Below are 20031 nucleotides of genomic sequence, written 5' to 3'. Positions count from 1 at the left end.
TCCAACCTTCACGCGCAGAGTGACATCAGATCATCGCGCAACGCAAGAAATTTTGCACCAGAGGTTCAAATTAATCTTTGGGCGCCAGCCGGTCCGGATCAAAGGCGGGGCGGGCCATCTGGAAACTGTCGCCATTGCGGACATACCAGCCGCTGCCATGGGTGCGGCCGATCAGCTTCATCGCGGGCGTGTCGAAATAGACCTTTTCACGGTCGGTGATGAACTCGTCGGCGATATGGGCCATCAGCACCTCGCCGATGATGACGGTCTGCTGCGTGCCGATGTCCAGCGCGGCCACCTTGCGGCATTCGAAGCTGACCGGGCTGGTGGCGATCCGCGGCGGCGCGACAACGACGCTGGGCGTGGTGACCACGCGCGCATAGTCGATCTCGCTGACATCGGCGGGGGCATCGACGCTGCATTCATTCATGGTTTCCGCGTCATCCTCGCACACCAGATTCACCACGAACTCGCCATTGGCGACGATGTTGGTGGCGGTGTTCTTCAGCGTGCGGCGGCGCGGCTCCTTCAGCAGGCCCAGCACCACCAGCGGCGGCTCCGTGCCCACGGCGTTGAAGAAGCTGTAGGGCGCGGCATTGACCACCCCCTGCTCCGACAGCGTGGTGATCCACGCGATGGGGCGCGGGGTGATGGTGGAGTTGATGATCTTGTAGCGGATCGCCATCGGCAGGGCGCGCATATCGAATTGCATGTCAGACCTCTTTGGCGGCTTTGCGGGCGGCGGCGCGGGCCTTGAAGGCTTCGCGGGCGCGGGGCACTTCCTCGCCCGCCTGGCAGGTGTGGCAATAGATCAGCTCCAGCGCCTGGGTGGCGGCCAGATCGCTGGTTTCGCCGGCATGCAGCAGGCGCTTGGTGAGCTCCACCGCATGGGGGTTGCCGCCGCCGATCCTCGCGGCGAAATCCAGCGCCTGATCCACCACGCCACCTGCGGGAAGCAAACGGCTGACAAGCCCGAGATCAAGCACTTCGCGCGCTTCCAGCGTGCGGCCCGAGAACATGATCTCGGCGGCACGGGCCCGGCCCAGACGCTGGGCCAGAAACCATGCGGCGCCTCCATCGGGCACCAGCCCATAATCGAGGAAAGGCGCGCCGAATTTGGCATCATCCGCCGCGAAGATCATGTCGCAGGCCATGGCGATGCTCCAGGCGATGCCATAGGCGCCGCCCTCCACCGCCGCGATGGTGGGGATCGGCAAGGCGCGCAACCGGTTGATGATGCGCTGGCCCATCTCCAGCCGCGCGGCCAGCCGGATCGCGCCATCGCCGCGCGCCGGGCCGGTCTTCACATCGCCGCCGCTGGAAAAATAGCCGCCCGCGCCTTGCAGCACCAGACCGCGCGCGGGGGTGTCCGTCTCCAACCGGTCGAGCGCGGCGGAAAACTGCTCCCACATGGTGAAGGAAACCGTGTTGCGGGCATGGGGGCGGTTCAGCGTCAGCAGAACCACGTCGCCCTCGCGCCTTTCGATCAGGATCTCGGGGGAGACATCCTCCGCCATGGCTCGCATCTCCTTGCGCTGCCGCTTTGCGGCAATTTTATGAGCGCCGCTTTTTCGGCGCTCTTATGACAAGGAGACTAGGCCAGGAGTCGCCCATGATGCAAGGAATTTTGCATCATGGTATATTTTTAATCCACCTTCTCCGCCTTGGAGCGCTTGCGCAGCGGCAGGGCATCCATGCCGCGCTGGGCAATGTCCTTCAGCATGGCCTCGACCTCCTTGCGCGCCGCGCCGCGCACCGCGCCCAGCATCAGCATGAGATAGGAGGTGACCAGATGCAGGATGATATCCTCATCCGGAATGCGTCCCCGCGCCCAGTCGTTGATCATGGCATATTCCAGCCGGACCATATCGTCGACCAGCGTATCGACCTTGACCCAGGCCTGCAACTGCTTGCCCGCCGCCAGATTTTCCACCCAGGCGCGGTTCTGGCTCGTGGCGATGGAATGCATCGCCAGCCAGATGTCCTCATCCACCTCGGGGCTGAAATAGAGCGCCATGATCGCGCGGATGTAGTTGGGAATGCGGCGGTTGCGCTGCACGACCGAGATCATGCGCTCCAGATTGTGCTGCATTGTGCCGGCAGGCTGGGTGAAGGTGATGCGGCTGATGTATTCCTCGAAATACTCCTGAATCGCCGCCGCGATCATCCGCTCCCGCGTGAGGAAGGCGTTGTAGAGCGTGCGCTTGGCCACACCGGCGCGCCGCCCGATATCGTTCATGTTGAGCGCGGTGATGCCCTGTTCGGCGATCACCTGCCGCGTTTCCTCCAGAATACGCCGCCGCCGCTCGATAATGGCGGGGCTGGCGTAGGTCTGCACGCGTTCATTGCCCTCGTTGTTTGCCGTCATGTACGCTCACCTTCCGAGGGGCTTTCATGCACATGAGATCAGAAAGGGTCAACATGCAGCGGCCCTAATCCCCCATTTCGAAGAGGCACAAGCGCCGCTGCACGCGTAACCTATTTGGCTGCAAGGCTTTCTCGCGCACGCTGGCGGATGTAATGCCGCAGCCCCTCGATCTCCTCGGGCGTCAGATTGCCGAAACCGGGCATCCCGCGCGACATCAGCGCGCCATCATGCAGCACGGCGGCGAAGCCCGCCGCATCCAGCGGGATCGAACTCTTGCGCAGATCGGGCGCCGCACCGCCCGCCGCCATGCCCACGCCATGGCAGATCACGCAGGAGGTGTTGAAGATGCCCGCGCCGATCTTCACCTTGGCCGGATCGATCACGAAAGCGGCATCGTCCACGATGGGCGCGTCAGCCACCTCCGCCTTGGGCAATTGCTTTGTCGCGCCCAGAGCGAAGGTCATCACGCGGCGCTTTTGCTGGCGGTAATCCCAATTGGGCGTGTTGGCGTAGCTGGAACGGAAGCCGGTGATGATCGTCACATATTGCTTGCCGCCAAGCGAATAGGACATCGGCGCGGCCAGCATGCCGTTCTGCATGGCATAGGACCACAATTTCTTGCCGTCCTGGGCCGAATAGGCGTTGAACGAGCCATCATTCAGGCCCTGAAACACCAGATTGCCGCCCGTCGCCATGGTGCCGCCGTTGAAGATTCCCGGCTCGGGCACCTGCCAGGCGATGCGATTGGCCGCCACATCCCAGGCCACCAGACGGCTGCTGGCCGATGGCACGGTGAGATTGGCGGGCGGCGCGCCAAGCCCGGTGTTGACGAACATGCCCGGGCGATAGTGCCAATCCTTCACATTGGCCGGATCGACCACCACGCGCCCGCCATCCATCACCGGCACATAGCTCAGGCCGGTCTTGGGGCTGAAAGACATGGCCTGCACGCCATGCGCGCCATTGGGGAAGGGATACATCACGAAGGCCTTGCCATCGAGATAGAGCGAATCCGGATTCATCTCCGGCCTGCCGGTGACCGGATCGATGCTCTTGGCCCAGTTCTGCTTGGCGATCTCGCCTGCCGAAATGAACTGGCCGGTCTCACGGTCCAGCGCGTAGAAGAAACCATTTTTAGGCGCCTGCATCAGCACATGACGCAGCTTGCCATTGATGGTGATGTCCGCCAGCTCAATGTCCATCGTGCTGGTGAAGTCATAGGTGTTGCCCGGATTGGCCTGATAGTGCCAGACATATTCGCCGGTCTTGGCATTGAGCGCCACGATCGAGCCGAGGAACAGATTGTCGCCGCCGCCGGGACTGCGGATCTTCTGGTTCCAGGGGAAACCATTGCCGGTGCCGATGTAGATATAATCAAGCTTGGGATCATAGGCCATGGCGTGCCAGACGGTGCCGCCGCCGCCATATTTCCACCATTCGCCGCTCCAGGTCTTGGCGGCCATCTCCATGGTCTTGTTTTCGAAGCCCTTGGCCGGATCGCCGGGCACGACATACCAGCGCCAGCGCTTCTTGCCGGTCTTGAGGTCATAACCCGTCACATAGCCGCGCGTCGGGCTGTAATCGGCACCGCCAAAGCCCGTCACCACCACATCGCCCGCCACCCATGGCGGACCGGTGATGTAGCCGTTCTCGGCCTCATCCAGCGTCTTGACCTGCCAGCGCAGCTTGCCCGTTTTCGCATCGACCGCCACCAGACGGCCCTCACGCGTGGCGGTGAAGACCATGCCATCCTTATAGGCAATGCCGCGCGTGCCCCAGCCCGCGCGCATCCGCGTCTTGGCCTCGGGCTGGCTGGCGACATCGGGGTCATACTGCCACAGCAGCTTGCCGGTGCGCGCATCCAGCGCATGGATCACGCTGTTGCCCACCGCGAAATAGACCACCCCATCCACTTCAAGGGGTTGGGTGTAGCTGTCGAAGGTGTCGATGTCATAGGTCCAGGCCAGACCCAGCTGGCTGACATTGCCCTGGTTGATCTGATCGAGCGGGCTGTAATGCTGCTCGGTGCTGTCTCCGCCAAAGGCGTGCCAGTCACTGCGCGCCGGAGCAGGGGTTGGGCCCCCTGCCCATCCGGCGCCCTGAACCATGGCGATGGCACAAAGGGTGGTGAGCGCCAGCGTGCCGCCGCGCTTGAAGCTGATCCGTCGCATGGGTCTCTCTCCCGAAAGGTGGGGGCGGAGTCTGATCCGTTATTTTCTGCATCATTGTGCAAATTTATCGACTCGTCAATGCCCTTCACGCCGTGACAGGAGCAAATTTAACCAGCCGTTTCGCAATGATTTCTTCCGCTTCGGCCACGATCCGCGCGATCAGCGCCGCGCAGGTGGGAATATCGTGAATCAGGCCCATCACTTGCCCGGCGGTGATCACGCCATGCTGCGTATCGCCCCTGGCCAGACCTTCCGCGCCACGCGCGCCTTTCACCAGCGGCGCGATGCTCTCGAAGGGTTCGCCGCGCCCCTCCGCCTCCCGCACCGCCTGCGACACGCCATTGCGCGCCACCCGCGCCGTGTTGCGATAGGAGCGGAAGATCAGATCGGTGGCGCGCTCATCCTGCTCCACCAGCATGCGCTTGACCGCCTCATGGATCGGCGCCTCCACCGTGGCGCAGAAGCGCGTGCCCATGTTGATGCCCTCGGCCCCCAGCGCCAGAGCCGCCACCAACCCGCGCCCGTCGCCAAAGCCGCCGCTGGCCAGCAGGGGCACCTTCACCTTGTCGGCGGCGGCGGGGATCAGGATCAGGCCGGGAATATCATCCTCGCCGGGATGACCCGCGCATTCGAAGCCGTCGATGGAGATCACATCGGCGCCCAGCCGCTCGGCGCTCAGCGCATGGCGCACCGCCGTGCATTTGTGCAGGATGGTGATGCCATGGGCCTTGAAATGATCGATATGCTCCCCCGGATTGTGCCCGGCGGTTTCCACGATCGTCACGCCGCTCTCGATGATGGCGCGGCGGTACTCGGCATAGGGCGGCGGGTTGAGCGAGGGCAGGATTGTCAGATTCACCCCGAAAGGCTTGTCCGTCAGGCCGCGGCAGCACGCGATCTCGGCGCGCAGCGCATCGGGCGTGGGGCAGGTCAGCGCGGTGATGATGCCCAGCCCGCCCGCATTGGAAACGGCCGCCGCCATCTGCGCCGTGCCCACCCACATCATGCCGCCCTGCACGATGGGGTGGGCAATGCCCAGAAGATCGGTGATGCGGGTCTTGAGCGGCATGCTCAGACCCTCGCCACCAGATCGGGCACGGCGCTGTAAAGATCCGCGACCAGCCCGATGTCGGCGATCTGGAAGATCGGCGCGTCTTCATCCTTGTTGATGGCGATGATGGTTTTGCTGTCCTTCATCCCCGCCAGATGCTGGATCGCCCCGCTGATGCCGACGGCAATGTAAACCTCCGGCGCGACGATCTTGCCGGTCTGCCCCACCTGATGATCGTTGGAGACATAGCCCGCATCCACCGCCGCGCGCGATGCGCCCACCGCTGCCTTCAGCTTGTCGGCTAGCGGCAGGATGGTGGCGGCGAAGGTCTCGGAATCCTTCAGGGCCCGCCCGCCCGAGACGATCACCTTGGCGCTGGTCAGTTCGGGCCGCTCGCTCTGGGCGATTTCCGCACCGACGAAGCTGGAAAGGCCCGCCTCGCCCGTGCCCGCCACGGTCTCCACCGCAGCGCTGCCGCCCTCGCGCGCAGCCTTGGCGAAGGCGGTGCCACGCACGGTGATCACCAGTTTCGCATCGCTGCTTTCCACCGTGGCGATGGCATTGCCGGCATAGATCGGGCGGGTGAAGGTCTTGGGCCCCTCCACGCTGAGGATTTCGGAAATCTGCGCCACATCCAGCAGCGCGGCCACGCGCGGCGCGATGTTCTTGCCTGTGGTGGTGGCCGGGGCCACAAAAGCATCGTACCCCGCCATCAGAGCGACCACCAGCGGCGCGACATTCTCCGGCAGCCCATGGGCATAGGCAGCATCGCCCGCCACCAGCACCTTTTCGACGCCAGCGATCTGCGCCGCCTGAGCGCCCACGCTCCCGGCGCTGTCGCCCGCCACCAGCACATCCACCGCGCCCAGCCCGGCGGCGGCGGTCACCGCACTCAGCGTCGCATCTTTCAGAGCACCCTGCTCATGCTCGGCCCAGACCAGAACCTTCATCACGCGACTCCCAATTCCTTGAGTTTTTCCACCAGCGCCTCGACATCGGGCACCTTCACCCCCGCCTGCCGCACCGCCGGTTCCACAACCTTCAACACCGTCAGACGCGCCGCCGTATCCACGCCGTAATCCGCAGGCGCCTTGGTGCTGAGCGGCTTGGATTTGGCCTTCATGATGTTCGGCAAAGACGCATAGCGCGGCTCGTTCAGGCGCAGATCGGTGGTCACCACGGCGGGCAGGGCCAGCTTCACAGTTTCCAGACCGCCATCGACTTCGCGCGTGACCAGCACGGCGTCACCCTCAACCTCAACCTTGCTGGCGAAAGTGCCTTGCGGGCGGCCGATCAGCGCGGCCAGCATCTGGCCGACCTGATTGCTGTCGTCATCGATGGCCTGCTTGCCCAGGATCACCAGATCGGGCGCTTCCTCGCCCGCCACGCCCTTCAGGATCTTGGCGACGGCCAGCGGCTCCACCTCGCTTTCGCTCAGCACATGGATCGCGCGGTCGGCGCCCATCGCCAGCGCCGAGCGCAGGGTCTCGCTGGATTTGGCGCCGCCGATGGAGACCACCACGACCTCGCTGGCGATGCCCTTTTCCTTCAGACGGACGGCTTCCTCGACAGCGATCTCGTCGAAGGGATTGATGCTCATCTTGACGTTGGCCAGGTCCACGCCCGAGCCATCCGCCTTCACACGCGGCTTCACATTGTAATCGAGAACCCGCTTCACAGGCACAAGGATCTTCATGATATCCCTTTCGAAACTGTCTGAAACCGCCTCAGCGGCCTGAAAAATCCGGTTTGCGCTTTTCGCCGAAAGCGCGGATCGCCTCGGCAAAATCCGCGCTGCGCCCGGCGATGGACTGGTTGTCCCGCTCGATGTCCAGCGTGGCGTCGAAGCCTTGCTCCAGCGCCGAAGCCACCTGGCGCCGGATCATGCCGATGGCCCGCGTCGGCCCCGCCGCCAGCCTTGCGGCCAAAGCCTGCGCCTCACCCAGCACCGCCTCATCGGGCACAACCCGCGTCACCAGACCGGCGGCCTTGGCCTCCGCTGCGCCCATCCTTTCGCCCAACAGCGCCATCTCCAGCGCCCGCGCCCGGCCCGCGCTGCGCGCCACCAGCCAGGTCGCGCCGGCATCGGGCACCAGCCCGATGTTGACGAAGGCCAGCAGCAGATAGCCACTTTCCCCCATCACCACGATATCGCCCGCCAGCGCCACGCTGAGCCCGGCCCCGGCGCAAGGCCCGTTCAGCGCCGTGACCACCGGGATCTCCAGCGCCGCCAGCTTGCGGGCGAAGGGATTGTAGGCGGCATCGATCAGCGCCCCCAGATCTCTGGGTAGGCCTTCATATCCCACCCCATCGGGCTGAATATCCGCGCCCGAGCAAAAGAAGCGCCCCTCGCCGGTCAGCACCAGAGCGCGGGCGCCCTGCGCCAAGGCGGCGTCGATCGCTTCACTCAACTGGGCAAAGACCGCAGGCGTCAGCGCATTGAGCTTCTCGGGCCGGTTGAGCGCCAGCGTGACGACATCGCCCACCCGGCTGCTGTTGATGAAACGCGCGTCGCTCATGACACAGCCTCGATCACCATGGCGATGCCCTGACCGCCGCCAATGCACATGGTGATGAGGGCATAGCGCCCACCCACCCGCCGCAACTCATAGGCCGCCTTCACCGTCAGGATCGCGCCGGTCGCGCCGATGGGATGCCCCAGCGCGACACCGCTGCCATTGGGGTTGAGCTTTTCGGAATCGAAGCCCAATTCCCGCGCCACGGCCAGCGCCTGAGCGGCAAAGGCCTCATTGGCCTCAATCACATCCATATCGGCCAGCGTCAGCCCGGCGCGTTCCAGCGCGATCGGCACCGCCTGCACCGGCCCCACGCCCATATAGGCCGGATCGACCCCGGCATGCCCCCAGCTGACAATGCGCGCCAGGGGCTTCACCCCCCGCGCCGCCACCACAGCCTCCGTGGCCAGCAGCAGCGCCGCAGCGCCATCGTTGATGCCGCTGGCATTGGCGGCGGTGACAGTGCCATCCTTCCTGAACACCGGCTTCAACCCGGCAAGACTCTCCGCCGAAACATCCGCGCGCGGATGCTCATCGGTATCGAAGACAGTCACCCCCTTGCGGCTCTTGATTTCGATGGGCAGGATCTGCTCCCTGAAGCGCCCCTCGGCGATGGCGCGCGTGGCGCGGGCATGGCCCTCCGCCGCCAGAGCATCCTGATCCGCGCGGGTCACGCCATAGCGCTCGGCCACGTTTTCGGCGGTGATGCCCATATGGCAGTCGGCCATGGGATCGGTCAGCGCCTGCACCAGCGCGTCGACCAGCGTGGCATCGCCCATCTTGCGGCCCCAGCGCTGGCCATGATCGTGATAGGGCGCGTTGGACATGCTCTCCACCCCGCCCGCGATGGTGACGTCGGCCTCGCCCAGCATCATCATCTGCGCCGCCGAGACCAGCGCCTGCAACCCCGATCCGCACAGCCGGTTGACCGTCAGCGCGGGCACCGCCACCGGCAACCCCGCCTTGAGCGAAGCCACGCGCGCGACATAGGCATCCTTCGAACTCGACGGCACCACCTGCCCGAACACCACATGGCCGACATCCTGCGCCGCCAGCCCCGAACGCGCCAGCGCCTCGGCAGCGACCAGCCCGGCAAGGTCCGATGGCATCAGGCTTTTCAGCCCGCCGCCGAAATCGCCGATCGCAGTGCGCACGCCACTGACGATGTAAATTGCGCTCACCGGTCTTCTCTCCCAAAATAGCTTCGACTCGCATGGCCGATCGCGTCAGACCATGCCCGGCCTTGCTGTGATCCTATGCGTGGCGGGCAGGCTCTGTCCATTATAAATTTGCATTAGAGTGCATTTTTAACGTAAGCAGCGATTCAAGAGACTGTTGGGAGAGAGATGCATGCGCGCGCTGGTCTGCGAAACATTCGGCCCACCCCAAACGCTGGTGCTGCGCGACTGGCCGCTGCCCGAACCCGCCGCCGGGCAGGTGCGCGTGCGCATCCATGCCGCCGGGGTCAATTTCCCCGACACGCTGATCATCGAGGGCCGCTATCAGATCAAGGCCGATCCCCCCCTGATCCCCGGCAGCGAGGTGGCCGGGGTGATCGAGGCGCTGGGCGACGGCGTTGAAGGCTGGCGCATCGGCGACCGGGTCTGCGCCATGACCCTGCAGGGCGGCTTTGCCGAGGCGGTGGCGGTGGATGCCTCGCGGCTTGTGGCCTTGCCGGACGAGGTGGATTTCGCCGTCGGCAGCAGCGTGTTGATGACCTATGGCACGGCGATCCACGCGCTGCGCCAGCGCGCCGCGCTGGCCCCGGGGGAAAGGCTGCTGGTGCTGGGCGCGGGTGGCGGCGTGGGGCTGGCCGCCGTGGCGCTGGGGGCGGCGATGGGCGCGCAGGTGATCGCGGCGGCCTCCAGCGCGGAAAAGCTGGCGCTGGCGCAGCGTCAGGGCGCCGCCGAACTGATCGACACCGCCAACCGCGACCTGCGTGAGGCGCTGAAGGCCGGCGGGCCGCTCGATGTGGTGGTCGATCCGGTGGGCGGCGCGCAGAGCGAGACCGCCTTTCGCGCTCTGGCCCCGAACGGGCGGCATCTAGTGGTGGGGTTCGCCAGCGGCACGATCCCCTCGCTGCCGCTCAATCTGCCCCTGCTCAAATCCGCCGCGCTGATCGGCGTGTTCTGGGGCGCCTTCACCACCCGTGAGCCCGAAACGCATCGCGCCAACATGGCCGAGGTCTTCCGCATGATGGCCGATGGCCGCATGCCCCGGCCCGACATACAGCTTGCCCCGCTGGCCGGGGGGCCTGACGTGCTTGATCGCCTCGCCCAGCGCCGTCTGGCTGGCAAGGCGGCGCTGACCATGGCATAAAGCGCAGGGCCCGCGGCACCCGAAAGGCATTCCTGCGTTATCGTCGCGTATGCCTGACAACCGCACCACAGACCTGCTTGTGGCGGGTGGAGAGATGTCCGCCCGCATCCATGATTTCGACTGGGCGGCAACCCCGCTCGGCCCCATGGCGGCATGGCCGCAGCCGCTCAGGACGGCGATCGACATCGTTCTGGGCTCCGGCCATGCGATGCAACTGGCCTGGGGGCCGGAGCGCACCATCCTCTACAACGACGCCTATGCCCCCATGCTGGGCGAGCGCCACCCTCAGGCGCTCGGCCTGCCCTTCAGCAAGGCCTGGCCCGAAATCTGGGACGAAATCGCGCCGCTGGTCACCCGCGTCTTCGCCGGGGAAACCGTGTGCTTCGAAGACATGCCGCTGATCATGGAGCGCCATGGCTATCGTGAAGAGACATGGTGGACCTTCTCCTACTCACCGATCCGCGACGAGGGCGGGGCTGTGGCGGGGCTGCTCAATGTCACGGTGGACACCTCCGCGAGCAAACGCGCCGAGCTGGCCGAGCGGACCCTGCGCGAGAATGAGGAAAGGCAGAGCTTCCTCCTTGGGCTGGCCGACGCTCTGCGGCCGCTCAATGCCCCGGAAGAGGTCATGAGCGCCGCCACCCGTCTGCTCAACACCCAGTTGGGGTCAAGCCGCTGCGCCTATTACGAGATCGAGGATGGCGATTATGTGATCCTGCGCGACAGCGCGCGGGGCGTGCCCTCGCTGGTCGGGCGCTATCCGGTCGAAAGCTTCGGCAGCACCCTGTTCGACAAGCATGTGGATGGCCAGTCGCCGCTGGTGGTCGGGGATGTCGCCCTGGCCCATAGCCTTGAGGAAGCCGGGCATCTGGCGGCCATTCAGGTGCGGGCCTATATCAGCGTGATGCTGCTCAAGCAGGGCCGCTTCGTCTGCGGCCTGACCGTCCATGCCAGCGCGCCCAGAGCGTGGAGCGCCCATGAGGTGGTGCTGGCGCAGGACACCGCCGAGCGAACCTGGGCCGCCGTCGAACAGGCCCGCGCCGAGGCTGCCCTGCGCGCCATGCAGGAGCAGCAGCGGCTGACGCTTGAGCTGGTGCCCGCCCTGCTGTGGTCGAGCGATCCCGCGGGGACCGGCATGGCCGTCTCCGAAGGCTGGTGGGCCTACACCGGGCAGAGGCCGGAGGAGGCCGGCGATGCGGACTGGCTCGCCGCGCTGCCGCCCGAGGATCGGCCCATCCTGCGCGAGGCCTTTGCCCATGCCCTCGCCAGCGGCGAGCCAATCGAGCGGCAGCAGCGCATTCACAGCGCCCGGCATGGCGCCTATCGCTGGCATCTGCTGCGCCATGTGCCGGTGCGCGACGCGCGGGGCACGATCGAACGCTGGTTCGGCGCGGCGGTCGACACGCATGAAATCCACCGGTTGCAGGAACGCCAGCAGGTCCTGGTCGCCGAATTGCAGCACCGCACCTTCAACCTGATGGGCATGGTGCGCGCCACCGCCGAGGCCACCATCAAATCAAGCGCCAGCCTTGAGGACTTTCGCGGCAAATTCCGCGACCGCATCGCCGCGCTGGCCCGGGCGCAGCGCCTGCTCTCCCGCCTGAAGGACGATGGCCGCATCACCTTCGACGAGCTGATCCACGCCGAATTCGACGCGGCGGGCGTGTTCCAGCCTGAGCGGAACAGCGTGGTGCTGGAGGGCCCGCAAGGGGTCGCGCTGCGCTCTCAGATGGTGCAGACTCTGGCCATGGCGCTTCACGAACTCACCACCAATGCGATCAAATATGGCGCGCTGGGGCAGGCCGGGGCGCAGCTGACCGTGCGCTGGCATGTGGAGCAGGATGACGCGGAGCAGCCATGGCTGCATGTGGCGTGGCAGGAAAGCGGCGTGACCATGCCGCCTGCCCCCTGCCCCACGCGCAAAACGGAATTGGGCACCGGGCAGGGCCGCGTCCTGATCGAGCAGGCCCTGCCCTATCAGTTCGGCGCGCAGACCAGCTATGTGCTGGGGGATGACGGGGTGCGATGCTCCATCGCCCTGCCGGTCTCGAACAAGACCCGCGCGGAGAGCCTGCGATGACCCTTGCCCGTTACCGCATTCTGGTGGTCGAGGACCAGTTCATGCTGGCGCAGGACATCTGCAACGAGCTGGAGGAAGCTGGCGCCGAGGTGATCGGCCCGGAACCCTCGCTGGAACGGGCTCTGGCCCGGATCGCGCAGGAGCCGCACATCGATGGCGCCGTGCTGGACATCAGCCTTGGCGACGGCACCAGCTTTCCCATCGCGGATCTGTTGACCGAGCGCAACGTCCCCTTCCTCTTCGCCAGCGGCTATGACGACGAGGCGGTGGCGGACCTCTATCCGCACGCCGTCAGCTGCGCCAAGCCGCTGGATATGCCGGTTCTGATCCGCACGATGGCCGACATCATCAAGCCGGCATGATCCGCCCGCAGCGCGCCGGCAATCTCTAGGCCGAAACCAGCCCCGTCAGCGGCTTCGCCCCGCCCGCCAGCGGAAACAGCACCCGCGCCACATGATCGGGATCGAGCGCCAGCGCCTCGCCCGCCACCCCGGCGATCAGCGCATCGAGGCCGATGGTGGGCCGCAGATCGCGGTTCTGGTAAAGCTGATTGCCGGCCAGCCCCGGCCAGTCCGCCACCACGCGCCCGCCGCGCACGCCGCCGCCCAGCACCCATGCCACAGACCCCGTGCCATGATCGGTGCCGCCGGTGCCGTTCACGGCGGCGGTCCGCCCGAATTCGGTGGCGACCACCACCGTGGTCTGCGCCCAGACCGGCCCCAGCCCGTCACGCAACGACGCCAGCAACGTGTCGAGCGCCTTCAATTGCGCCGCCAGCCGGTTGTTCTGGGCATTATGCGTGTCCCAGCCGCTGGTTTCCAGCATTGCGATGCGCGGGCCCGCGGGTTTGGTGAGGAAACTGGCGGTCAGACGCCCCAGCGAGGCCGGGTCTTGCTTCGCCCCCGTGCCCTCGGCCAGATCGCGCGCGGCCAGAGCGGCGGACCATGCCGGGTGGAACTGCTCGTCATGCGCGTAAAGCTGGCCCACCCGCATCATCAGATCGTCCGAGGGCTGAGGCAGCGCCGAGGGCGCATAGCTGGAGACCTCCACGCTCCCGCGCAGGGCCTGAGGCACAGTGGCGGCAATGGCGATGGCGCCGTCGCTGCCATGCCCCCCTCGCTGACCTTGCACCGCCGGCAGCATGCCGGTCAGGCGGTTGAGCCAGCCGTCGCGGGTCTGGTAGGGCTGGATGCCGCCGGTCTCCAGCACGTTCTGCCCGTCGAAATGCGAACGGTCGCGATAGGGCGAGGCGGCGGCATGGACAAACAGCGCCTGTTTGGCCGCGAACATCGCCGCCGTCTGCTTCAGCGAAGGATGCAGCGCAAAGGTGCCATCCAGCTTGGTGGCCGTAGCCGGATCGATGGCCAGATCGCCGCGCAACCGCGCATAAGCCGGATCGGCATAGGGCGCCACGATGTTCAGCCCATCGGCGGCGCCGCGCTGGATGATGAAGATAAAGCGCCGCTCGGTTTGCGCTGCGGCCAGCACCAGTTGCGGCGAGACCAGCATCGCGCCCAGCCCCGCGCCAGCACAGGCGATGAAACGACGTCGACCAAGGATGGGATGGTTCATAGCCTATCTCCGCAGAAAATCGGGGGACACCAGCAGCAGCGCCAGAGCGCTGGCCGGGCTTTCCGCCATCGCCACCTGCCCGGCGGTCGCCGGATCGAGCGAGGCGGGCAGCAGGCGCGGGGCCAAAGCCCGCGCATCGATCTGATCGCCCAGGGGCGAGACCAGCCGCTGGGCGAATTCCACCCGGCGCATCAGCGCATCGGGCGCGATCCAACTCGCGCTGACATCGTCCCATCCGGCGGGCGAGCCCGGCTTCCACACCGGCTGGCCCAATTGTCGCTGCACGGCGGCCATCTGGATCGCGCCGGTCTCGCCGCGCCCCAGCCCGCGCAGGGCCGAGATCGTCCATTCCCATGGCGTCTTGAACTTGAGCGGCTGAGGCAGCCATGCCTCCGGGCTGTCGATCAGCGCCTTGTAGAGCGTGGGCAGATCGCCGCCGCTGCTGGTGAACACGCCCGCCAGCCGCGCCACCATGGCCGGCGGCGGCGTATCGCCCGCAAAATGGCGCGCCAGCTTGGTGGCGATATGGGTGGCGGTGGCGGGCGCATGGGTGAAATCAGCCAGAGCGGCGCGGGCCTGATGCTCGCCCTCCTGATGGTAGGTCTTGCCCAGGATGCGGCGCGCGCCCGGCTCATGCTGGCGGTCGCGGAAGAGGAAATTGCCGGGGCGGTCGCTGTCCTGCCCGCCGACGGTCCAGCCGGTCAACGCGCGGGCGAATTCGGTGACATCGGCCTGCGTGTAGCCGCTGCGCACGCCCAGCGTGTGCAGCTCCATGATTTCGCGAGCAAGGTTTTCGTTCAGGCCGCGCCGCCTGGCCGGATCGCCGCCCAGACGACTGCGCTGCGCCGCCATGCTGCCCGGCCCGATCGACTGGTTCTGATTGAGGTAGATCAGCATGGCGGGATGATGCTCCACCGCCATGGCCATATCCTCGAAGCGGCCCAGCACATGGGTGCGGATCGCATCGCGCTCGAAGGAACCGGCATAGGCCGTGACCGGTTGATTATCGACCGAGACGCAAAAATGGTTCGACCAGAAATGGACCATCCGCTCGATGAAAGGCGCCTGCGTCTGCAGCGCGGCATCGCTGCGCGCCTGCACCGCCGCGCGATAAAGCGCCTGCACCTGCTGGCCATAATCCTGCCGCGCGGCGAGCAGGGCAGGGTCTTTTACGCCGGGCGTGTTGGCGGCAGGCTGGTTCTGCCGCTCCATGCGGCGCTCGGCCTGATAGGCGGTGACCATCGCCCCGGCGTCCGGCAGCGCGGCGAAACCGGCGCTGCGCGGTTCGAAGCGGGCGAACTGGTCCAGCAGCCAGCCACGCGGATTGTCAGGCGCCGCGCCGGGGCTGGCGCCCAGCCCGAAACGGTTCAGCGCAATCGCCTGAGGGGAAAGAGCATGGGAAACCGGCATGGATGCTGTCCTTGATGGGTCTGCCCCTGTGAACCTTATGCGTTGAACGCGCCGGGGCGGGTTTTCCGTCGCGCTATGGTGCCGCTTTCTTCAGCATGCCCCTGCGTTGCAGGCTTTCGGCCAGCTTGACGCGATCGGCCTGAGGCAAGGTGGCGATAAAGGGAACGGCGCGCTCCTCGACATGGGCGCGCAGGGCCACATCGCCCTCGCGCACCTTCTGCAAGGCCGCCAGCAGCGCGGGCTGGTCGACCACCGGGGCGCTCAGCAATTGGGCGGCCTCATCGCGGCGGGAACGGTTGTCCTGCACCATCGGCTGCACCTCCTTGCGGGCGGCGCGCAGGGTCTGGCGCAGAGCCTTACGCTCCTCCCTGGGCAGATCCGCGCCCGCGATGCGCATGGCACCGGCACCGATCATCGGAGCCTTGAGCTGCAGGCGGGTGAAGGCGGCAATCCCCCCCGCGACCAGAAAGATGTTGAGCAGGATCGAAACCAAAAGGACGATCCGCAAGCTGCGTGGACTCATCATCCTTCTCCCGGACTGAAATCGCCAAAGGCCGTGGCCTCGAAGCTGGAGGAGGGCGTGAGCGAGCCCGAGGGCAGCGCCACCCCGCTGAGCGAAGCAAAGGCCAGCCCGGCCCCGGCCCCGGCCAAAGCCGCGCCCAGCCCCAGCGCCGACCACCACAGCCGCACCCGCTTGCCCAGCGGAGCCTGCCACGATGCCGCCACCGCCTGACGCAGCTGCGGCGAAGGCGCGGCCACCGTCCAAAGATCGAGGCGCGCATCGAGGTCTGCCTCTTCCGCCAGCAGGGCGCGGGCCTCGGGCTGGTCCGCCATGCGCCGCGCCGCATCCTGCACCTCGGCGGGCCAGCGGGCGATCTCGCCTCCATAGGCCTGCGCCAGTTCGGCGAAGCGGGCCAGTGTCAGGGCTTCACTCATCGCGCCAACCTTCCTTTTGGGCAAAATGCTGCTTCAACGCGCGGCGCCCGCGCGCCAGCAGGCTTTCCAGCGCCTCGACGCTGATGTCCAGCACCTGCGCCGCCGCGATGTTGCTCATATCCTGATAATGCACCAGCAGGATCGCCTCGCGCTGGCGTTCGGGCAGGGTCGCGATGGCCTGCGCCACCGCCTGCCCCCGCGCCGAGGCCTCCAGCATCGCATCGGCGCGCGGCTGCGGGTCGGGCGGATCGGGCAGATCCTCGCCCCCCGGCGCCGGCGCATGGCGTTTGCGGCGCAGCCGGTCGCGGCACAGGTTGAGCGTCACCGTATGCAGCCACGTGTCGAAGCGGCCCTGCCCGGGCTGCCAGCGCGGGGCCTGACGCCAGGCGCGGGTGAACGCCTCCTGCGCCACATCCTCGGCCTCGGCATGATCGCGCAGCAGACGCAGGCCCAAAGCCAGCACGCGCGGCAAGCGGGCGGTGACGAACTGGCGCACCGCACCCTCGTCGCCTTGCCCCATGCGCTCGATCAGCGCGGTGTCGGGATCGGGCTCGGTCAAGCCGGGCCTGCGCGCATGGCAGGGGAAGGCCGCAAGGGATCAAGGCTGCTGCGCTGGGGCAGGCATCGCGCCGCCGCCCTGATTGGCGCGCCCGCCGCCCCGCTGCCCCACGCGCTCGTCAGGGGTGAGGACGCCATCGCCATTGCGGTCCATGCGCTGGAACCGCTGGGTGAGCGCGGCGCGGATTTCATCCTTGTCCAGATAGCCGTCATGGTTGGTGTCCATCCGGTCGAACCGGCGCTCGGGGTTGCCGCGCGCTTCTCCGCCCTTGCCCCCGGAGGCGGCGGCCATCATCTCGGCCTTGCTGACGCGGCCATCGCCATCGGTGTCGGCGGCCATGATACGCGCGGTCTGGCGCGAAAGGAACTGGTCAAGCGTGAGGGGCTTCCCGTGAGCAGGCGCGGGCACCTCATCGGTGCTCTGGGCCGAAGCGGTCAGGGTGAAAGCGGGTTGGGCCAGCACCAGACCGGCCAGCAGAAAAGGAGAGAAACGCATCAGGGCCTCCTTGAAGGTTCAGGGCGAATGCAGCTTGAACGCAGCGCGACGCGGCTTCCGTCGCGCAGGAGCGAAGATTTTTTCACGCATGCCGTCTTTACCCGAACTGCCCGGCGGAACGCCTTGTGCATCACGGCGTTAATGGGCGGTATGAGAGATGTTATAGGGGGCTCCCTGATCTCGCTGGTTGTCATCGGGGTGCTGGCTCTGCTGGCGGGGCTTGTCCTGCCCTTTTTGCTCAAGCGGAAGGGCCAGTCCCTGTCAGGCCGGGACATCGGCCTTGGTTTTGGCGGCGCGCTGGCCGTGCTGGCGCTGGGCGGCGTGGGGCTGGCGGTTCGCCCGGCCTCCCCGGCCAATGCGGGGGACAATGCGGCCACCCTCAGCAGCGTGACGTCCACCGTTCCCGCCGCGCCCTACGATGTGGAGAGCTACGTCTACACCGACAGCTTCGTGGGCGGCATCAAGGTGGCGCAGATCCGCGCCATCGTCACCGGAGACGACCGCAACCGCTGGGCTGCCACCATCATCGCCATCAGCCAGGCCGCGCATGACGCCGGAGCCGAATCCGTGAAGGTGACGCTGCTGCGCAACATCTCCCGCGATGTGCCCGATGTGCTGCGCGAACTGGCCCATGCCTATTACAACCCGGTCCCCAACCGCTCGGTGTGGAACGACAAGACTCTCTGGGCGATCTTCGTGGCCCAGCCCGGCCATATCGCCGATGACCGCACCATCGCCATCAATCAGGCCTATCACGAGGAATATCGCAAGCTGATCCGCACCCGCCCGGCTGCGGACCCGAAAAAGCCCGATCCCCAAAAAGCTGCCCCGAAAAGAGAAGAATGGGCGGCGGATCAGGCCCGGCGCACCATCGCCGCGCGTTTCAGGCTGCCCGCCGACTGGAAGCTGTGGGGCGGCAATGTGAATGACAGCAGGGACCGCTTCAACCCGGACTCGATCTCCATCGACAGGAAGCCGGTGGCCGACCGGCTCAAGGAGTTGAAGGAGTGCATGTCGAACGTGCTGAGCGATGAGGTCAAACACTGCCCCTGACGCGTTGCTTATCGCAATCTGCGTCCAGAATATCGCGCATAAGCAATTCACGCATACGAGAAGTCGAAAATACCTGTATCCTGCATTCACGCGAATCACCGTGATGGAGACCAGCGATGCCGCGCGCCAACCGCATGAGCGCCCTGCTCGACACCGTGTTCGAACGGGCCCGCACGATCCGCCCGCCATGGCGCCCGCGCCCCGCCGCGCCCGCGCAGCCGGTCAGCGCGCAGAGCCTGCTGGCCATGGCCCGCGACCTGCTGGGGGAGCGCAGCCAGTCCTCGGGCGTGGGCATCGCCAGGCGCATGCTGGCCGCCTACGCCGCTTTGGAGCCCGATGAAAAACGCGCCTTCTTCACCGGGCTCGCCAATGACTTCGCCCCCGCGCCCGAAAGCATCGCGGCGGCATGGAGCGCCTATCAGGCCGCGCCCGGCCCCATCGCTCTGGCCGCCGTGACCAAAGCCGCCGAACCGCCGCGTCAGGAACTGCTGCGCCGCCTCAATCAGGCCCCCGCGGCCACCGCCGATCTGGTGCGGCTGCGCGCCGATCTGCTGGAGCTGCTGCCCGACAACCCCGTCCTCGCCCCGCTGGAGGCCGATCTGGCGCATCTGCTGCGCTCATGGTTCAACCGGGGTTTTCTGGTGCTGCGCCGCATCGACTGGACCAGCCCCGCCGATGTCCTCGAACGCATCATCCGTTACGAGGCGGTGCATTCCATCGACACATGGGTCGAACTGCGCGACCGCCTGCTGCCCCCAGACCGGCGCTGCTACGCCTTCGTCCACCCGGCCATGCCCGACGAGCCGCTGATCTTCGTCGAGGTGGCGCTGTGCGCGCAAATCCCGGGATCGATCCAGACGCTGCTGGCCCCGGACCGCGAGGACTTGCCCCCCGATCAGGCGCAGGTGGCGGTGTTCTACTCGATCTCCAATTGTCAGCCGGGGCTGGCGGGGATTTCCTTCGGCCAGTTCCTGATCAAGCAGGTGGTCTCCGACCTGTCAGGCGAGTTTCCCGGCCTGAACACCTTCGTCACGCTCTCGCCGGTGCCGGGCTTCCGCCGCTGGCTCTCCACACAGGGCGCGGATGAAGAGCTGCCCGCCGACCTGCCCCCCGATCACCCGCGAGCCCGCGAACGCATGGCATTGGCCGCGCGCTATTTTCTTGAGGCCAGAGACCGCAAGGGCCGTCCACTCGATCCCGTGGCGCGCTTCCATCTGGGCAATGGCGCCAGGGTGGAGCGCCTGTGCTGGATGGGCGACACCTCGGCCAAGGGCATGAAGCAGGCGGGCGGGCTGATGGTCAATTACCTCTATGACCCCGCCACGCTGGAGGCCAACCACGAAGCCTTCTCACGCGAGGGCACGGTGATCGCCAATCCGGCGCTGCACAAGCTGCTGCGCGAAACCGCCCCCGCCTAGAGCGGTTGATCCGATTGCATCGGATCAACCGCTCTAGGTTTTTTGTTTTACCGCGTTTTCCAAGTCGCCGGGTGATTCCACCC

20 protein-coding genes are annotated in these 20031 nt (G+C 66.7%); 5 read left to right on the top strand and 15 right to left on the bottom strand.

What is annotated here, in order from left to right:
• Positions 1-70: 70 nt before the first annotated feature.
• From SR3_RS20925 to bktB, 9 genes are all read right to left on the bottom strand, one after another.
• The gene (locus SR3_RS20925) at positions 71-712 is read right to left on the bottom strand and encodes a flavin reductase family protein (RefSeq protein WP_068090338.1); all 642 of its coding nucleotides are present in this window, start codon (positions 710-712) and stop codon (positions 71-73) included.
• 1 nt (position 713) lies between these two features.
• Positions 714-1517 carry an enoyl-CoA hydratase/isomerase family protein gene (locus SR3_RS20920; protein WP_245654029.1) on the bottom strand — a complete coding sequence of 268 codons (804 nt, stop codon included), beginning with the start codon at positions 1515-1517 and terminating at the stop codon, positions 714-716.
• 128 nt (positions 1518-1645) lie between these two features.
• A complete protein-coding gene (locus tag SR3_RS20915; protein WP_068090335.1) occupies positions 1646-2368 on the bottom strand; it encodes a TetR/AcrR family transcriptional regulator in 723 nt (240 codons plus the stop codon).
• A gap of 110 nt (positions 2369-2478) precedes the next feature.
• Positions 2479-4476 (bottom strand): PQQ-dependent dehydrogenase, methanol/ethanol family, encoded by a 1998-nt coding sequence (locus SR3_RS20910; RefSeq protein ID WP_068090359.1) that lies wholly within the window; start codon positions 4474-4476, stop codon positions 2479-2481.
• Between the two features lie 148 nt (positions 4477-4624).
• Positions 4625-5608: an NAD(P)H-dependent flavin oxidoreductase gene (locus tag SR3_RS20905; protein WP_068090333.1), complete on the bottom strand. Its 984-nt coding sequence runs from the start codon at positions 5606-5608 to the stop codon at positions 4625-4627.
• Between the two features lie 2 nt (positions 5609-5610).
• Complete coding sequence (locus SR3_RS20900) at positions 5611-6540, bottom strand: electron transfer flavoprotein subunit alpha/FixB family protein (RefSeq protein WP_068090332.1); 930 nt, start codon at positions 6538-6540, stop codon at positions 5611-5613.
• Positions 6540-7286 (bottom strand): electron transfer flavoprotein subunit beta/FixA family protein, encoded by a 747-nt coding sequence (locus SR3_RS20895; protein ID WP_068090331.1) that lies wholly within the window; start codon positions 7284-7286, stop codon positions 6540-6542. Before SR3_RS20895 ends, SR3_RS20900 begins: the two co-directional genes overlap by 1 nt.
• Before the next feature lie 31 nt (positions 7287-7317).
• Positions 7318-8109 carry an enoyl-CoA hydratase-related protein gene (locus tag SR3_RS20890; protein WP_068090330.1) on the bottom strand — a complete coding sequence of 264 codons (792 nt, stop codon included), beginning with the start codon at positions 8107-8109 and terminating at the stop codon, positions 7318-7320.
• On the bottom strand, positions 8106-9287 hold the full coding sequence (gene bktB, locus SR3_RS20885; protein WP_068090329.1) for a beta-ketothiolase BktB: 1182 nt from the start codon (positions 9285-9287) through the stop codon (positions 8106-8108). The genes SR3_RS20890 and bktB overlap by 4 nt, the downstream gene beginning before the upstream one ends.
• Before the next feature lie 169 nt (positions 9288-9456).
• On the opposite strand from bktB, the gene SR3_RS20880 reads away from it, so the two are divergent.
• The 3 genes from SR3_RS20880 (at position 9457) to SR3_RS20870 (ending at position 12867) form a co-directional block, all read left to right on the top strand.
• Positions 9457-10425 (top strand): NADPH:quinone oxidoreductase family protein, encoded by a 969-nt coding sequence (locus SR3_RS20880; RefSeq protein WP_068090328.1) that lies wholly within the window; start codon positions 9457-9459, stop codon positions 10423-10425.
• Positions 10426-10519: 94 nt separating this feature from the next.
• A complete protein-coding gene (locus tag SR3_RS20875) occupies positions 10520-12505 on the top strand; it encodes a PAS domain-containing sensor histidine kinase (RefSeq protein ID WP_169805679.1) in 1986 nt (661 codons plus the stop codon).
• Positions 12502-12867, top strand: coding sequence for a response regulator (locus tag SR3_RS20870; protein ID WP_068090324.1), 366 nt, complete (start codon positions 12502-12504; stop codon positions 12865-12867). The genes SR3_RS20875 and SR3_RS20870 overlap by 4 nt, the downstream gene beginning before the upstream one ends.
• Before the next feature lie 25 nt (positions 12868-12892).
• Here the strand turns inward: SR3_RS20870 and SR3_RS20865 are convergent, their stop codons facing one another.
• The 6 genes from SR3_RS20865 to SR3_RS20840 form a co-directional block, all read right to left on the bottom strand.
• A complete protein-coding gene (locus SR3_RS20865; RefSeq protein ID WP_245654028.1) occupies positions 12893-14077 on the bottom strand; it encodes a DUF1501 domain-containing protein in 1185 nt (394 codons plus the stop codon).
• A gap of 3 nt (positions 14078-14080) precedes the next feature.
• A complete protein-coding gene (locus SR3_RS20860) occupies positions 14081-15487 on the bottom strand; it encodes a DUF1800 domain-containing protein (protein ID WP_068090322.1) in 1407 nt (468 codons plus the stop codon).
• Positions 15488-15560: 73 nt separating this feature from the next.
• Complete coding sequence (locus SR3_RS20855; protein WP_068090320.1) at positions 15561-16010, bottom strand: periplasmic heavy metal sensor; 450 nt, start codon at positions 16008-16010, stop codon at positions 15561-15563.
• Positions 16010-16423 carry a hypothetical protein gene (locus tag SR3_RS20850; protein ID WP_068090319.1) on the bottom strand — a complete coding sequence of 138 codons (414 nt, stop codon included), beginning with the start codon at positions 16421-16423 and terminating at the stop codon, positions 16010-16012. Before SR3_RS20850 ends, SR3_RS20855 begins: the two co-directional genes overlap by 1 nt.
• Complete coding sequence (locus tag SR3_RS20845) at positions 16416-16982, bottom strand: RNA polymerase sigma factor (RefSeq protein ID WP_068090317.1); 567 nt, start codon at positions 16980-16982, stop codon at positions 16416-16418. The genes SR3_RS20850 and SR3_RS20845 overlap by 8 nt, the downstream gene beginning before the upstream one ends.
• Positions 16983-17021: 39 nt before the next feature.
• A complete protein-coding gene (locus tag SR3_RS20840) occupies positions 17022-17477 on the bottom strand; it encodes an EF-hand domain-containing protein (protein ID WP_068090315.1) in 456 nt (151 codons plus the stop codon).
• Positions 17478-17627: 150 nt separating this feature from the next.
• Here SR3_RS20840 and SR3_RS20835 point away from each other — a divergent pair, with 150 nt between their 5' ends.
• Complete coding sequence (locus SR3_RS20835; protein WP_157099008.1) at positions 17628-18530, top strand: hypothetical protein; 903 nt, start codon at positions 17628-17630, stop codon at positions 18528-18530.
• Positions 18531-18646: 116 nt separating this feature from the next.
• Positions 18647-19948, top strand: coding sequence for a malonyl-CoA decarboxylase (locus SR3_RS20830; protein WP_068090312.1), 1302 nt, complete (start codon positions 18647-18649; stop codon positions 19946-19948).
• Positions 19949-20031: the final 83 nt, after the last annotated feature.

Origin of the sequence: Novosphingobium rosa NBRC 15208 (assembly GCF_001598555.1) — a bacterium.
Lineage (GTDB): Bacteria > Pseudomonadota > Alphaproteobacteria > Sphingomonadales > Sphingomonadaceae > Novosphingobium > Novosphingobium rosa.
Note: the sequence above shows the minus strand (reverse complement) of the source record. Positions and strands in the feature narration are given on the sequence as shown.